General features: G+C 63.0%; 9 protein-coding genes. 6 read left to right on the forward strand and 3 right to left on the reverse strand.

The window, feature by feature from the left end; genetic code table 11:
• Positions 1-8 precede the first annotated feature (8 nt).
• Both ASD44_RS04530 and ASD44_RS04535 read right to left on the reverse strand, forming a co-directional pair.
• Positions 9-2366, reverse strand: a complete 2358-nt coding sequence (locus ASD44_RS04530; RefSeq protein WP_056109308.1) for an NADP-dependent malic enzyme — start codon at positions 2364-2366, stop codon at positions 9-11.
• A 118-nt stretch (positions 2367-2484) separates the two neighbouring features.
• Positions 2485-3264 (reverse strand): SDR family oxidoreductase, encoded by a 780-nt coding sequence (locus tag ASD44_RS04535; RefSeq protein ID WP_056109311.1) that lies wholly within the window; start codon positions 3262-3264, stop codon positions 2485-2487.
• A 113-nt stretch (positions 3265-3377) separates the two neighbouring features.
• On the opposite strand from ASD44_RS04535, the gene ASD44_RS04540 reads away from it, so the two are divergent.
• The 6 genes from ASD44_RS04540 to ASD44_RS04565 all read left to right on the forward strand — a co-directional run bounded on the left by ASD44_RS04540 (position 3378) and on the right by ASD44_RS04565 (position 9767).
• Positions 3378-4241: a UDP-2,3-diacylglucosamine diphosphatase gene (locus tag ASD44_RS04540; protein ID WP_156459769.1), complete on the forward strand. Its 864-nt coding sequence runs from the start codon at positions 3378-3380 to the stop codon at positions 4239-4241.
• Between the two features lie 112 nt (positions 4242-4353).
• Positions 4354-5556 carry an MFS transporter gene (locus ASD44_RS04545; protein WP_056109313.1) on the forward strand — a complete coding sequence of 401 codons (1203 nt, stop codon included), beginning with the start codon at positions 4354-4356 and terminating at the stop codon, positions 5554-5556.
• A 131-nt stretch (positions 5557-5687) separates the two neighbouring features.
• Positions 5688-6872, forward strand: coding sequence for an ABC transporter permease (locus tag ASD44_RS04550; protein WP_056109314.1), 1185 nt, complete (start codon positions 5688-5690; stop codon positions 6870-6872).
• A 1-nt stretch (position 6873) separates the two neighbouring features.
• Positions 6874-7692, forward strand: a complete 819-nt coding sequence (locus tag ASD44_RS04555) for an ABC transporter ATP-binding protein (RefSeq protein ID WP_056109316.1) — start codon at positions 6874-6876, stop codon at positions 7690-7692.
• A 19-nt stretch (positions 7693-7711) separates the two neighbouring features.
• Entirely contained in the window at positions 7712-9085 is a 1374-nt protein-coding gene (locus tag ASD44_RS04560) for an MlaD family protein (RefSeq protein ID WP_056109318.1), read from the forward strand.
• Positions 9086-9170: 85 nt separating this feature from the next.
• A complete protein-coding gene (locus ASD44_RS04565; protein ID WP_056109320.1) occupies positions 9171-9767 on the forward strand; it encodes an ABC-type transport auxiliary lipoprotein family protein in 597 nt (198 codons plus the stop codon).
• A 268-nt stretch (positions 9768-10035) separates the two neighbouring features.
• On the opposite strand, the gene ASD44_RS04570 is transcribed toward ASD44_RS04565, so the two are convergent.
• Positions 10036-16113, reverse strand: coding sequence for a kinesin (locus ASD44_RS04570; RefSeq protein ID WP_056109322.1), 6078 nt, complete (start codon positions 16111-16113; stop codon positions 10036-10038).
• Positions 16114-16118 lie beyond the last annotated feature (5 nt).

Below are 16118 nucleotides of genomic sequence, written 5' to 3' on the forward strand. Positions count from 1 at the left end.
CCTTTTCTTTAGCCTGTTGCCGGACCTGTCTCAGCCATCCGATCCTGAAGCTTCAGCGTGGCCTGCGCCTGTTGGGAAGCCTCGACCACCGCCAGCGCCGTCATGTTGACGACGCCGCGCGATGTAACGGAGGGGGTGAGGATATGGGCAGGTTTTTCCGTTCCCAGCAGGATCGGCCCGACATGCAGCGCATCCAGCATGGTGCGCAGCGCCGTCAACGTGATGTTGGCCGAATCCAGGCTCGGGAACACAAGCAGGTTGGCTTCGCCCTTCAGCCGCGAATGCGGGAACACGCGCTGGCGTAGATGTTCAGAGAGGGCGGAATCAGCGTGCATTTCGCCGTCGCATTCGAGGTCCGGCGCGACGCGGGCCAGGATTTCGGCAGCCTTGCGCATCTTCTGCGCGCTTGGCGCATCGCGTGAGCCGAAATCCGAAAGCGACAGCAGGGCGGCTTTCGGCTCGATGCCGAACCGCCGGATTTCCTCCGCCGCCAGGATGGTCATCTCGGCGATCTCCTCGGCGGTTGGATCGATCGTCACATAGGTGTCGGTCAGGAAAAGGACGCCGCGCTGGGAAATCAGCATGGAAAGCGTCGACAGGTCGCGGTCCTTGATGCCGGCGCGTGCGCCGATGATGAGCGTGACGTTTCGAAGGTGCCGGGCAAAGCGTCCCTCCAGCCCACAGATCATCGCGTCGGCGTCGCCGCGCTGGAGCGCGAGGGCGGCGATCACGGTGTTGTCGGTGCGAACCATGGTGCGGGCCGCTTCCGGGGTGACGCCGCGCCGTCCGCCGCGTTCGATCAGCAGATCGACATAGTGCCGGTAGCGCGGATCGTCCTCGGGATTGATGAGGTCGAAGTCGACGCCCTGCTTGATGCGCAGCCCGTAGCGCTTCAGGCGCACCTCAATGACATGCGGCCGGCCGATCAGGATCGGCGAGGCGATGCCTTCCTCGAGCACCACTTGCGCGGCGCGCAGCACGCGCTCGTCCTCGCCATCGGCATAGATGACGCGCTTGGCGTTCGACGTCTTGGCGGCCGAGAACACTGGCTTCATCACCAGCCCGGAGCGGAAGACGAAGCGGTTCAGCTTGTCGATATAGGCGGGCATGTCGGCAATGGGCCGTGTCGCAACGCCACTGTCGTTGGCGGCCTTGGCCACGGCCGGTGCGATCCGCAGGATCAGGCGCGGGTCGAAGGGCGAGGGAATCAGGAAATCCGGCCCGAAGATCGGCGTTTCGCCTGAATAGGCGCGCGCCGCCACGTCGGAAGGCTCCTCGCGCGCAAGCGCCGCGATGGCGCGCACCGCGGCCATCTTCATTTCCTCGTTGATGGCGCTGGCGCCACAATCCAGCGCACCGCGGAAGATGTAAGGAAAACACAGTACGTTGTTGACCTGATTGGGAAAATCGGAACGACCGGTACAGATCATCGCGTCCGGCCGGGCGGCGCGCGCCATTTCCGGCATGATTTCGGGGTTGGGATTGGCAAGCGCCAGGATGAGCGGCTTCGGCGCCATCTCGGCCAGCAATTCAGGTTTCAGCACGCCCGCCGCCGACAAGCCGAGGAAAACATCGGCGCCGGAAATGACATCGGCCAGCACGCGGGCAGGGGTATCCTTGACGTATGGGTCCTTCCAGCGATCCATTTCCTCTGTGCGGCCCTTGTAGGCGACGCCGAAACGGTCGGTGACCCAGATATTCTCGATACGTGCGCCGAGCGACACCAGAAGGTTTAGGCAAGCTAGCGCCGCCGCCCCCGCGCCGGACGTGACGATCTTGACGTCCTCTATCTTTTTACCCGCCAACTCCAACCCGTTCAGCACCGCCGCCGCCACGATGATGGCCGTGCCATGCTGGTCGTCGTGGAAGACCGGAATGCCCATGCGCGCCTTCAGCCGTTCCTCGACCTCGAAGCACTCCGGGGCCTTGATGTCCTCCAGATTGATGCCGCCAAAGGTCGGTTCAAGCGCTGAGACGGTTTCCACCATGCGGTCGATTCCCGGCGCGTCGATCTCGATGTCGAAAACGTCGATGCCGGCGAATTTCTTGAAAAGGACCGCCTTGCCTTCCATCACCGGCTTGGAGGCCAGCGGGCCGATATTGCCGAGGCCGAGCACAGCGGAGCCGTTGGAGACCACCGCCACCAGATTGGCGCGGCCGGTATAATCGGCGGCGGTCGCCGGATCGTCGCGGATTTCCAGGCAGGGTGCTGCGACGCCGGGAGAATAGGCCAACGCCAGGTCGCGCTGGTTGCCCAGCGGCTTGGTCGCCTGGATCTCGAGTTTTCCCGGTGTCGGGAATTTGTGAAAGAATAGCGCCGCCTCGTCGAGGTCGGATCGCGCAGCTTTTTTGTTCTCGGCGTCCATGCTCGGCCCCGTGGAATCTCTTTTTTGGTTCTCTTACGCCGAAAAGCCGGTCCCGGCCATCAAATGTACGGCAGCCCGGAATCGACCCGGATCGGCGCGGCCCGCTGCGTCTCTCAGTCTAGAAAGCACTGACGTAAAGTCCGCCGTCGACCGGGATATTCTGCCCCGTCAGATAACCGACATGGATGGAGCAAAGAAACGCGCAGATCTGACCGAATTCCTCCGGCGTTCCGAGCCTTTTGGCCGGGATTTCGGCGCTGATGCGCGCCTTTCGCGCCGCCGCGGCGTCCGGCGATTCGACCGAACCGGGTTCATGCGGACCGCGCAGCCGATCGGTGTCGAGCTTGCCCGGTAGCATGTTGTTGATGGTGACGTTGCGGTCGATCACCGTGCGCGCCACGCCCGCCAGGAACGAGGTGAGGCCCGCGCGTGCTCCCGAAGACAGATCCAGCCCCGCAAGCGGCATATAGACCGAGAGCGAAGTGATGTTGACGATGCGGCCGAAGCCGCGCTCGGCCATGCCGTCGATCACCGCTTTGATCAGCTCGATCGGCGTCACCATGTTCTGGGTGACGCCTTGAAGGATTTTTTCGCGGTCCAGTTCGCGGAAATCGCGAAAGGGCGGTCCGCCATTGTTGTTGACCAGGATGTCCGGGTCGGGGCAGGCGGCGAGCAGGGCCATCTGGACGTCGGGCATCGAGACATCACCTGCAACCTCGGTCACGGCAACGCCATGCCGACGCCTCAGGTCTTCAGCGGTCCGGGCGAGCACATCCGCATCGCGGCCATTGACGATCAGATCGCAACCGGCTTCGGCGAGCGCTGTGGCGCAGCCGCGGCCCAGTCCCTTGCTCGATGCGCATATGATCGCCTTCTTGCCGCGTATTCCCAAATCCACTTTGAAATCCTTTCCTGTTTGCGGGGAGGCTAGCCTTGCTTCGGGGCAAGCCGCAACCGTCATATGTTTGTTGCATGAATCGGGGCATACGCATCGCGAAAGGTGAGGTCGCGATGCCCAGTGCCCAACCCCGCACGTTCCGCAGCATATTCCTGTCCGATATCCATCTCGGCTCGAAGGCGGCCAAGGCGGAATTCCTGATCGATTTCCTGCGCCACCATGACGCCGATATCATCTACCTTGTCGGCGATATCGTCGACGGCTGGCGGCTGCGCCGCTCCTGGCACTGGCCGCAGAGCCACAATGATGTTGTCCAGAAGCTGCTGCGCAAAGCCCGCAAGGGTGCAAGCATCACCTATATCGCTGGCAACCACGACGAATTCGCCCGTGATTTCCAGGGCACCCATTTCGGCGGCATCGTCGTTGCCGACAGGGCGATCCACGAAACCGCCGATGGCAGGCGCTTTCTCGTCATCCATGGCGACCAGTTCGATACGGTGGTCCACAATGTGCGCTGGCTCGCCTATTTCGGCGACTATGCCTATGACGCGGCCATGTTCATCAACCGGGTCGTCGGTCGTATGCGCCGCCTGTTCGGCATGCCCTATTGGTCTTTTTCTTCCTGGGCCAAGACCAGGGTGAAAAAGGCCGTGAATTTCATCGGTTCCTTCCAGGCGGTGCTTGCCGAGGAAGCCCGCCGCTCAGAGGTCGACGGCGTGATCTGCGGCCACATCCACCACGCCGTCATCGACGCCTTTGGCGACGTGGAATACATCAACACCGGAGACTGGGTGGAAAGCTGTACGGCGGTGGTCGAGCATTTCGACGGGCGCATGGAATTGCTGCACTGGGCTCATGTCCTGCCCGCGCCTGCTGAAACGCCGGAGGAACCGATGGTGCCGGTCTTCGCCTTGCCGTTCACATCCATGCCCGTCACGCAGGGTCGTGCAAAGAAGGAACCGGCTCACGCGGCCTGACGAAGCGGCCAGGTAATTCATTGGGCCAGCCGGTTTCACCTCGTTTTTCAGCGTGTTAATGGCGCGTAGGCGCAGTCGGACAGGACCGATTCGCCTTCCGGACCGTGTTCGCATGTCCTTGCCGCCGCTGTCGCCAGAACAGAAGGTCAAGCCGCGCTATTTCGAATTGCGCATGGCGGCGATGTTCTTCACCCTGCTCGTGCCGGCCGGCATCTACCTGCCATATTTCCCGCTGTGGCTGGAAGCCAACAATTTCGGCCCGGAAGACATCGCGATGATCCTGTCCGGACCGATCTTCCTGCGGGTTCTCACCACGCCTCTTTTCACCGCGCTGGCCGACAAGGCGCGCGACCGGGCCGATGTCTATATCGCATTGGTGTTGGCTTCCGTTGTGCTTTCTGCCGGATATTTTCTGACGCCCACCTACGCCATCGTGCTGACCGTTTCCCTGGCGCTGACGGTGGTATGGACACCGCATTCCCCGCTGGCCGACTCGATCGCGCTTTCCGGGGTCCGGCGTTTCGGCGCCAACTACACGGCAATGCGGATCTGGGGCTCGATCTCGTTTCTCGCGGCAAATCTCCTGGGCGGCGTCGTCCTGGCCGGCATGGGCGTTGAAATTGTGCCGGCAATCGTCTTCGCCGCCTTCTGCGTTGCCTTGCTGACAGGTTTGTTCGCCCCACGTCTGGGCAGGCCGCGCGTGTCTTCGCCTTTATCCGTGGTGGATATCCAGCAGTCGGGGCCGAAGCTCGCCACGCCCTATTTCCTTTTCTTCGCCGCCGGCACCGGCATCATCATCGGCAGCCATGGCTTCATGTACGGTTTCCTGTCCATCTATCTGAAATCGCTCGGCCTGGACGATTTCGTCATCGGCGTTCTCTGGGCCTTCGGCGTCGTGTGCGAAGTGGTGATGTTCACCGTCTTCAATTCCCTCTTCGGGCGTCTGCCGGTCGTTTCCGTTATGATCCTGGCGGCAGCGGGGGCCGTTATCCGCTGGATACTCTACCCACTGGTCTGGCCTCTCGGCCTCGGGCTCTCCGGCCTTTTTGCCGTACAGGCGCTGCATGCCTTCTCCACGGCGCTGGTCATCATCGGCGTCCAGAACATGATCGCCGAATCCGTCTCGGATGAACGCACCGGGGCGGCGCAAGGCATCGCCTATTTCGCCAACGGTTTCTGCATGGCCGTCGTGACGCTGGTCTCTGGACCACTGTACGAAAGGTTCGGCAGCGGCGGGTTCTTCGCCATGATCCCGGTGGCGCTGGCGGGGTTGCTGATGATTGTGGTTGCCGGCCGATATCGCCCGGCAGCTTGATTTCAGCCCACGCCACAAGTCTCCCGCCGTCATCGACCGAAATGACACGCCACGTATATTTCTTGCCGAACAAGGCCTTGCGGCCTTGCAGTCAAATCGACAGGCAGGCCTTGCCGGGATAAACAGGGCGCATGTTGACCCTCGGCAAACGCGATAAGGGCCCCGCCGGCCCCGACTCCGAGCACCAGCCTCAGATCGCCGTCGGCGAGGAAGATGGCGTGCTTGGCTGCGCCTTTTCAGGCATCTGGACCACGCGCACCGTCGCGATGGTCGACAGTGCCATGCGCGAGATCGAAAACAAAAGCGGATTCAAGACGCTGGCGCTCGATCTTTCGAAGATAGAAAAGCTCGATACCGCTGGCGCCTGGCTCATCGACCGCCTGATCAGCGCCAATGAGAAGAAGGGCGTGGAGGTCCAGCTTCAGGGCCACAACGAGATCGCGTCCATACTGCTCCAGGCTGTGGGCGACGCGGCACGGCGCGATGGCGAGGTTCCGCCGCCGCAGCGGCCGAATATCGTCCTGCGCATGCTGGAAGCCATCGGTCGGCGTGTCTACGACATGAAGGACGATTTTTTCGCCTCCATGAACATTCTTGGCGCCACCATACGTGGGGCGCAGATGAAGCTCGGCCGCGGCCATGCCGTGAATCCGGCCGCCATTTTCAACCAGATCGACCGGATGGGCGTCGGCGCCATACCGGTGGTGCTGTTGATGTCGGCCATCGTCGGCGCCATCGTTGCCCAGCAGGGCGCCTATCAGTTGCGCTATTTCGGCGCCGATATCTTCGTCGTCGACCTGGTGGGCGTGCTGGTGCTCAGGGAACTCGGCGTGCTCTTGACCGCCATCATGATCGCCGGGCGCTCGGGCAGCGCCATCACCGCCGAGATTGGCTCCATGAAGATGCGTGAGGAAGTCGATGCCCTCAAGGTCATCGGCCTCAATCCCATCGGCGTGCTTGTCTTTCCGCGCCTTGTGGCGCTGGTGATCGCATTGCCATGCCTGACGATAATGGCCAATTTCGCTTCGCTCGGTGGAGGTATGGTGGCCGCATGGCTCTATTCCGACATTCCGCCGGCGGCATTCATCGAACGGCTTCGCGTCGCCATCGACCTCAGCAGCATTTTCTCGGGCCTGATAAAGGCCCCATTCATGGCCATGATCATCGGCACGATTGCTTCGGTGGAGGGCATGAAAGTGGGCGGCAGCGCGGAATCGCTTGGCCAGCACGTCACCGCGTCGGTGGTGAAGTCGATCTTTGTCGTCATCATCCTCGACGGCTTGTTCGCCATTTTCTACGCCGCGATCGATTTCTGACATGACAGCAGCGACCCAATCAGCGGACGTAACCGAGGCAGCGCCGGGTCAGGACGATCTGGTTCTGTCGGCGCGCGACATCACCGTCGCGTTCGGCGACAAGCTCATTCTCGACAAGCTGTCGCTGGACATAAGACGCGGCGAAATTCTGGGTTTCGTCGGCGCGTCGGGAGCCGGCAAGTCGGTATTGCTGCGCACAATCCTCGGCCTCAACAAGAAGCAGGCAGGAACCATCAAGCTCTTCGGCATCGATGTCGATCAGGCGAGCGAGCGCGAGCGCCTTCGCATCGACATGCGTCTTGGCGTGCTGTTCCAGCATGGCGCGCTGTTTTCCGCGCTCACGGTCATGGAAAACGTGCAGGTGCCGATGCGGGAATATCTTGACCTGCCGAAAAAGCTCATGGACGAGTTGGCGATGCTCAAGATCGAGCTTGTCGGTCTGCCGCAGGACGCGGCGCAGAAATTCCCGTCGGAACTGTCCGGCGGCATGATCAAGCGCGCGGCGCTGGCGCGGGCCCTGGCGCTCGATCCGGATATCGTATTCCTTGACGAGCCGACTTCGGGTCTCGATCCCATAGGCGCCGCCGACTTCGACGAACTGGTGGTGAAGCTGCGCGACACGATGGACCTGACCGTCTACATGGTCACCCACGATCTCGATTCGCTCTTTACGGCTTGCGATCGTGTGGCCGTGCTGGGCCAGAAGCGTGTCCTGGTCGAAGGCACGATCGAGGATATGCTTAAGAGCGAGGAGCCGTGGGTCAAATCCTATTTCCGCGGGAAACGCGCGCGGCAGCTTGATCTTGCGGCGCGGGCGTAGGACCTAGAGAAGAGAGCGCATGGAAACCAGAGCCAACTATGTCATTGTCGGCATCTTCACGCTGGCCGCGATCCTGGCGGCCTTCGCGTTTGTCTACTGGACGGCGGCGATCGGCGACAAGGGCGAGACGGCGATCCTGCGCGTTCGTATTCCCGGGTCCGCCTCCGGCCTGAGCCGTGGCAGCTTCGTGCTCTTCAACGGCGTCAAGGTCGGCGATGTGCGCCGTGTCTATATCGACGTGAACAATCCCAACGCGGCCATCGCCGAGACCGAAGTGGACCGGTCGACCCCGATCACCCGGTCGACGCAGGCTGATATCGGTCTGGCCGGCCTGACAGGTCAGGCCAACGTCGAGCTGAAGGGCGCCGATCGTAACGAGCCCAAACTGCTGGATCAGGCGGAGGCTGAAGGCAAGGTGGCCGAGATCGTCGCCAATCCGTCAGCGGTCACCAACCTGCTTCAAACCGCGCAGGACATCTTCACCCGTGCCGACAAGGTGATTTCGGAACTGGAAGGCTTCACCAAGGACGTGCGCGGCCCGCTCACGCAGACCGTGCAGAATGCGCAGACATTCTCGGATGCGCTGGCTCGCAATGCCGATGGCATCGACAAGTTCCTCGCCAGCGTCAGCGCGCTTTCGGTCGAATTGCAGGGCGTATCCGGCAAGCTCGACGGAACCCTCAAGGCTGCGGAAGGCCTGCTCAACGCGGTCGACAAGGATCAGGTCAAGCAGATCGTCGCCAATGTCGAGGTGTTCACCCGGGGCCTGAAAAAGTCGAGCGACCAGTTTGACCAGATCATCCAGGGCGTCAACACGGCTGTGGGATCGATCAACGACTTCGCCCAGAAGACGCAAGGAACGCTGGCCAAGGTCGATGGCGTTCTCGATGGCGTCAATGCCGAGGATGTCCGCAAGGCGCTCACCAACATCCAGCAGGCCAGCGCGAACGCCAACAAGGCCACGCAGGATATCGCCAAGATCACCGACAAGTTCAGCGACCGCGCCGACGACATCGATCAGACCATCCATGACGCCCAGCAGCTTGCCGAACGCCTCAACAACGCGTCGGTCCGTGTCGACGGCATCCTTGTGAAGGTGGACAAGCTGCTCGGATCGGACGAGACCAATGGCGTCATGGCGGACGCCCGCGCGACGTTGAAGTCGTTCAAGCAGGCGGCCGACACACTGAACGCACGGCTCGGCACCATCACCGACAACATCGCCAAGTTCTCCGGTCAGGGCCTGCAGAATGTCGATGCGCTCGTCCAGGATGGCCGCCGGTCGATCAATCGCATCGAAGAGGCGATCACCGACCTGCAGCGCAACCCGCAGCGTATCCTGTCGGGGGGCGACGGCGAGGTTCGGCAGTATGACGGAAGGGCGCGGCGTTGACTTTGCCCGCCATCGAAAGCAAGAAAAGACCGTTGAGGGACGGTGATGGCCCGGCCGGAAGGCCCATGTACGGTGGGATTAACGCGTGAAGTCGATTATATTCAGGTCGGGCGTTGCGTTGCTTGCTCTTGGCATAGCCGGATGTGCGGCCTTGCCCGGCGGCGGCCCGGCTCCGCTCGACACCTTTGAGCTTTCCGCTCCGTTTGTCGAGGTCCGCAGCCATAGCCGGCGTCAGATCCTGATTGCCGAGCCCAGCGCGCTCAAAGCGCTCGACGGCCAGAACATCGTCATCAAGACCGGCAACCGCGCCATCCAGTATCTCAAGGGCGCGCAATGGGCCGATCGCCTGCCGCTGATCGTGCAGGCCAGACTGGCGGAGACGTTCCAGCGCTCGGGCAGCTTTGCCGGTGTCGGCAAGCCCGGTGAAGGGTTGGCGATCGACTATCAGGTCATCACGGAAGTCCGCTCGTTCGAAATTCGCGCCGACAGGGGCGAACAGGCGCAGGTCGAACTCTTCGTGCGGCTTTTGAACGACCGCAACGGCGAGGTCCGCGCCTCGCGCACCTTCACGGCCAGCGCGCCAGTTTCTGGCGGCGGCAACCAGGCTTATGTGGCCGCGCTCGACAACGCCTTCGGCCAGGCGGCGCAGGACATCGTGCGCTGGACGGATTCGTCTATCTGAGCTTTCGCACTTCGCAGCAGCTCCCTTATCCGCCTTCACTTCGTTCAGGCACCTTCTCCCGCAAAGGGAGAGGGCGGAGCCTGGCGCATCTATTCTTGCGAATTGCCATGATGAGAGATTGGCGGCACCGGTCGCGTTGCCTTCTCTCCTTGTGGGGGAAGCTGATCGACCCTGGTTTGATCCGGGGAGGTCCGATAACGGGTTAAATAAAAAGGCGGGAAAATCCCGCCTTTTTGTTGTCTGCCTTGAAATGCAGTTCGGGTCTCGCTCAGCGTAGGCGTCCGCTGGCATGGGCAAGCATGGTGTAGACCTTGCCGGTATCAGACGTCAGGTAGGTCTGCGTCATGATGTTATCGCGGTCGTTACGCGAAACGTCCTTGAGCAGCTTCTCGAAGTCGTCGCAATACCGGTCGACGGCTGCGCGGAACTCGGCCTCCGCCTGGTATTTGCGGCGGATTTCATCAAAGGTCTGCTGGCCCTTGAGCGTGTAGAGGCGGCGTGTGAACACATCGCGCTCGCCCCGGCGGTAGCGTCCCCACAGTTCGATCGACGCGTCATGGTCGATGGCGCGGGCGATGTCCACCGACAGCGAGTTGAGAGACTCCACTACATGGAGGGGCGACCGCTTCGCCGGTGCGGCCTTCGGCGCTTCCGGCCTTGTGGCAGGCGCGGCGGGCTTGGAAGCCTCTTCCTGGGAGGCCTTCGTCAGCAGATCGCGAACCCATCCACCTTGCGGATTGCGTTCGCCGGCGTCGCGCTGGCGCGGCGTCGTCTCGGCCGGCCGGTCGAGAGTAAGCGGACCACGAAGGGCCGGCTCCGCGGGAGCCTGCGGCTGCCGGCGCTCCTGCGGCGGCTGAGCGGGACGGCTTGGAGCTTCCGGCGTGCGGTTTGCCGTTGGTTGCACCGGGCGGCTTTGCGGCCCGGAGACATCGACTGTACGTCCGGATTTCGCAACGATCTCCGAAAGTTCCTTGAGCGCGTTGATCTGCTCGGAAACGGCGCGGCGAATAGCCGTGGTCGATTCCTTCGCTTCCTCGGGCATCTCGATGACACCCTTCTTCAGTTCCGCGCGGGTGAGGTCGAGTTCGTTCTTGATTGAGCCGGCCGTGCGGCGCATCTCGTCGGTCGCATCGGCGAAGCGCTTGGTCGCCGAGTCGATGACCTCGCTGATGGCCCCACGGATTTTGTTGGCCGATTCCAGCGTCTTGCCTTCCGCGTTCTCCAGCGTCTGGCCGACGAGGTTCTCGAACGAACGCATGACCCGTTCGAGGTCTTCGGATTTCTTGACCAGGCCGACAGCCAGGTCTTCCAGCGAGGACTGGCGCTCGAGCGTATGTTCGAGGTTACTCTGTGCCGAACCCAGCAGTTCCGACGCGCCGGAAAGCAGACGGCTGTGTTCGTCGAAGCGTGTCGCGATCGAAGCCACCTCACGCAGCGTCGCCGAGGACAGTTCGGTCAGACGCGTCGTGTTGGTGTCGACCAGCCGCGCCGAGCTGGCGAAAGTCTGCGCTGCTTTTTCGGTGGTCGCGGCGAAGCTCTGCGTGCTGCCGGAGAGCTTTTCATCGACCGCGCTCAGATTGGTCGCGGCATTCTCGATCAGTTGGTTGAGCTGGGCGCTGGAGGCGGTCATGCGGTTGAGGAGCTCGCTGACATTCTCGGCCAGTGTCGAGCGGGCGCCTTCGACCGCAGACAGCGTTTCCGTTGTCCGATTGGCCAATGCGTCCATGAGGACGGCGTTTTCCTGACGCAGCTTCTCGGTGGCGCGTTCGGTGGCTTCCTCCATGCTTCGCTGCAGTTCGGAACCGCCCTCGGCGAACCGGTCGACCAGCGGCCGTGCGGTTTCGTCGAGGATCTTGGAGATTTCCTCCGAACGGGCCGCCAGCATGGCGTTGAGCTCCCGCGTGTTGGCGCCGATGGTCTTGGCCGCCTCGTTCGTGCTCTGGCCGATGTGCTGGCCAACCGCCGTGAAGGTCTCGGCGATGGTGTTGGCGCGCGAAACGAGCTGGTTCTCGGCTTCCGAAATGTGCTCGCCGAGCTTGTTCCTCATTGTTTCAGCGGAAGAGGTCAGGCGGCTTTCCACATTGGTGATCTGCTCGTCGACCCGGGAGGCCGCGGCAGCCGCGCTGGCTGCCAGTCTTTCGTCGGCGCCGGCAAGCGCCTGCTCGATCTCGCGGGCGTGGATCGCCAGTTCCTGGCCGGTCTGCCGCACCCGCTCGGCAACACGCTGTTCAGTCTCGGAAAACACACCGACGATGTTGTCGGCATGACCACCGATGGCTGACGAGGTTTCCGCGATCCGAGAGGCGAGGCGCTCGTCCGCTTCCTCGAACACGCGTCCGATTTCGGAGGCGCGCGTGGTCAGGGCTTCCGAGCCTTCGGCGATACGCGCCATCAGCTGCTGGTCGGCGGTATCGAATATACGGCCAAGATCGGAGGCACGGGCGGCCAGCGCTTCCGCCGACTCGCCGATGCGCAGGCCGAGCTGCTGGTCGGCATTTTCGAAATTGCGCAGGATGTCGCCGGCGCGCGCCGCAAGCGACTGCGCCGTTTCCATGGCGCGTGCGACGAGCCTCTGGTCGGCGATGTCGAACCTGCTGGCGATGTCCTCGGCACGGGCGGCCAACTGTTCCGCCGTTTCCTCGGTGCGTGCCAGCAAGGTTTCGGACGTGCTCTGCGCCCTTGCCGCGAGGCGGTTGTCGTTCTCTTCGAAGACGCGGGCAATATTCTCGGCGCGAGCCAGCAAGGCAGCAGAGGTCTGTTCGGCCCGCTCGGCGATCTTGCGATCGGCGTCGGAGAACGCGGCGCCAGCCTGCTCGTGCAGGGCGGACGTCACTTCCATCACCTTCTCGCGCAATGCACCGGCAACGAATACGGCGCTCTTTTCGAGCACGCCGCGAATGTTGTCGACACCGGTGGAAAGCGCCCGCTCCATCGTGCCGGCGCGCTCCTCGATGATGCCGGTTTGGCGGTTGAACGCTTCTTCCATCTTCTCGATGTCAGTTGCGATGATGTCGGATATCTGCGTGCTCTTGACGGCGATCTGATCGATATGGCCGGATACGGCGGTATCGATTTCCCGGCGCGCCTCCGACAACCGTCCAAGGTCGTCTTCCAGCGCACGGGTCAGCATGTTGCGGCCCTCGGCCAGCTTGCCGACATGGCCGGCAATGACCTCATCGATGCCGCCACGGCTTTCCGTGATCTTTTCGAGATCGGATTCGAGCGCGCGCCGCAGGATGTCGCGGCCTTCCGCCAGCTTCTCGACCTGACCGGCGACAAGCCCGTCGATGCTCGACCGGCTTTCGGCGAGCTTGGCAAGGTCTTCTTCCAGCGCACGGCGCAGGATGTCGCGGCCCTCGGCGAGTTTCTCGACCTGGCCGGCGACCAGCCCGTCGATGCTTGACCGGCTGTCTGCCAGCTTGGCCAGATCGTCCTCGAGGGCGCGGGTGAGGGTGGAGCGGTCGGCGGCCAGCCTTTCCATATGGCTGTTCACCAGATCGTTGACGGTGCGCAGGTCGCCTTCGAGCGCCTGCGCGAACTGGTCGCGATCCCCGACCAGCTTCTGCGATTGTTCGGCGATGACATCCCTGATCGTGTTCAGGTCCGATTCCAGCGCACGGCGCAGGATGTCGCGGCCTTCGGCGAGCTTCTCGACCTGGCCAGCAACCAGACCGTCGATGCTGGAGCGGCTGTCGGCCAGTTTCGCCAGATCGTCCTCCAGCGCCCGGGCGAGGGTGGAGCGGTCCGCTGCAAGGCGCTCCATATGCGCGTTGACGAGTTCGTTGACGTTGCGCAAATCGCCTTCGAGGCTGTTTGCGAACGCGGCGCGGTCGGCGCTGAGCTGCTGCGACTGGTCGGCAATGACGCCCTTGATCGTGTTGAGATCGGATTCCAGCGCGCGGCGCAGGATATCGCGGCCTTCGGCGAGCTTCTCGACCTGTCCGGCGACCAGCCCGTCGATGCTCGACCGGCTTTCAGCCAGCTTGGCGAGGTCGGATTCCAGCGTCTGCGACAGCAGTCCGCGTTCCTCCACGAGCCTGCCGGAATGATCAGCGACCATCTGGCGAATGCTTGAAAGATCTGTATCCAGGCTCTGCCCGAGCAGGTTGCGGTCGTCGGCCAACTTGAGAGAGTGATCCTCCATCAGGTTCTTGAGGCTGTTGACATCGGCTTCGAGGGCCTTGGCCAACAGCGCGCGACCCTCGGCAATCTTCTCGACCTGAGCGGTGACAAGACCGTCAATGTCGGCGCGGCTATCGGCCAACTTGTTCAGGTCGGCCTCCAGTGCGCGCGAAAGGATGCTGCGGCCCTCGGCCAGTTTCCCGACGTGTCCTGCAACCATTTCATCAATGATCGTACGAGCTTGCACAAGTTTGTCAGAGTCTTGGTTCAGCGCATGGGCCAACCGTGCGCGGCCTTCTTCCAGTCGTTCCAGATGGCCGCCGAGCGAGGCGTCGATGGCGGCGCGGGATTCATTGACCTTGCGCAGATCCTCTTCGAGCGCACGCGAGATGAGGTTGCGCCCCTCGGCAAGCTGCTGCACCTGGCCGGCGACCGCGGCGTCGATGCCAGCCCGGTCTTCGGCCAGCCGGTCGATGTCGGCGTGCATGGCAGCGGCCATGCGTTCGCGGCTCTCGGCCAGTTTGCGGCTGTGGTTTTCCACCGCTTCCTCGATGCCGGCGCGCGCCTCTGCGAGCCGCTCGATGTCGGCATCGAAGGAGCGCGACACCGAATGACGGGCGGCTTCCATGCGGCCGGCAAAATCCCCGGCCCGTGCTTCCAGCATGGTCGACGTCGAGGAGATGATGTCGGCCATGTCGGCGCCGATCTGGGTGCGGCCCTGATCGATCATCGCTGACAGCGTGTCCTTGCCTTCGGTGAAGGTGGTAGCGATCTCGCGGGCCCGCTCGACCAGCGTCTCGTTGATCTGACGGGCGCGCGCTTCCAGCGCCGCGTTGAGCTTCTGCGTACCGGTGTCGAGGGCTTCGGCGCGCGTCTGGAATTCGCTGATGAGCGCCTGTCCGCGTTCGGCAAGCGTGCGTTCGATGCCGTTGAGGCTGGTTTCGAACTCGGAACTGAGCGTACGTGCAGCGCCACCGAGCAGGGAGACCATGCCGGCGGTGCGGTCGTCGAGCAGATCGGTCAGCGACCGGGTCAAGCCGTCGGTGCTGTCTGTCAGCTTGGCGATGCGCGTATCGAGGAGGGAGGCGAAGGCCTCGCCTGATGTGGAAAGCCGATCCGTGATGGTGTCCAGCCGGGTCTCGACCGAATCGAAAATGGACATCGAGCTTTCGTTGATGCGGTCGATCAGCGTATCGCCCGAATTGGTGATGGTCATCGACAGCTTGGTCGATGCGCCGAGGATGTTTTCACGGATGATGTCGCTGGCCGAATTGATCTCGTCGCGCAGCGTCTCATGCGCGCCGGAGATCGACGCCCGCACGCGTTCGGCATGGCCGACAACAGCTTCCCGCTCATTCCCCAATCCATCGACCAGAAGACGGATTCGTGCTTCGTTCTCGGAATAGGAGCGTTCGATCTGGTTGACTTCGCTGTGGACGAGCGTTTCGAGCTCGACGGCGCGCGCCAGCGTGCGTTCAATGCCTTCACCCATGGCCGCAACCTCGCGGCGCACGGCCTGGCCGATCATCATCACACGGTCCTGTGCAAGGTTTTCCGGCTCTGCGAGGCGGAAGGCGACTTCCGTCATCGACTGCGCGGCAAGACGCATGTCCTGCGCGCGGCGGATCATCACGGCGAAGGCCCAGAAGAGCACGATCGGAACGACGGTGGCGACAGCCATGCCGATAAGTTCGGGACGGGCCAGCAACTGCTCGACCGTGCTGATGCTCCAGATCGAGGGGCCGAAAAGCAGATTGGCCAGCGCGGCGGCGCCGGCAACCCAGGCAATCGAAAGAAATGCAACGACCCAATAGACGGTGTTCGAACCGCGGCGGTTGAGACCGTTCATCAGCGACCGGAAATCCTTTTGCCGGTCGTCATTGGCGGGCGCGAAGGGCTGGGATCCATTCGCTGGTTCGATCGGCCGCAGTTCGGCGGGCTTCGGCTGCGAAGTTGGCTTGCCGGCCTGATGCGCGGCCGGCTTGGCCGCTGCGGGCGTCTGCGTCCTGGCTGCCTGCGGCGCGTTGACGGGGGGATGTTCGGCCCTCCCGGCGCGCGCCAGCTCGTCGGCCGCCTGCGATATCTGGGCTTCCAAATCCTCCATCGAGGCGGCCATATCGAGGCCGCCTTCGTCGTCGCCGGAAAAGTCCAGGTCGAGTGCCTGTTCCAGTTCCTTGGCCACGTCACTGTCGAGCGACTTGGTTGTCGTTGTTTTCTTCGCCATGCCTT

This window comes from Mesorhizobium sp. Root554 (assembly GCF_001427025.1).
GTDB lineage: Bacteria > Pseudomonadota > Alphaproteobacteria > Rhizobiales > Rhizobiaceae > Mesorhizobium.

What these genes read in the sequence shown, in the direction of transcription:
- ASD44_RS04570 (WP_056109322.1), bottom strand. Translation starts at nt 16,113, where the DNA reads ATGGCGAAGAAAACAACGACAACCAAGTCGCTCGACAGTGACGTGGCC.
- ASD44_RS04545 (WP_056109313.1), top strand. Translation starts at nt 4,354, where the DNA reads ATGTCCTTGCCGCCGCTGTCGCCAGAACAGAAGGTCAAGCCGCGCTAT.
- ASD44_RS04560 (WP_056109318.1), top strand. Translation starts at nt 7,712, where the DNA reads ATGGAAACCAGAGCCAACTATGTCATTGTCGGCATCTTCACGCTGGCC.
- ASD44_RS04550 (WP_056109314.1), top strand. Translation starts at nt 5,688, where the DNA reads ATGTTGACCCTCGGCAAACGCGATAAGGGCCCCGCCGGCCCCGACTCC.
- ASD44_RS04540 (WP_156459769.1), top strand. Translation starts at nt 3,378, where the DNA reads ATGCCCAGTGCCCAACCCCGCACGTTCCGCAGCATATTCCTGTCCGAT.
- ASD44_RS04530 (WP_056109308.1), bottom strand. Translation starts at nt 2,366, where the DNA reads ATGGACGCCGAGAACAAAAAAGCTGCGCGATCCGACCTCGACGAGGCG.
- ASD44_RS04555 (WP_056109316.1), top strand. Translation starts at nt 6,874, where the DNA reads ATGACAGCAGCGACCCAATCAGCGGACGTAACCGAGGCAGCGCCGGGT.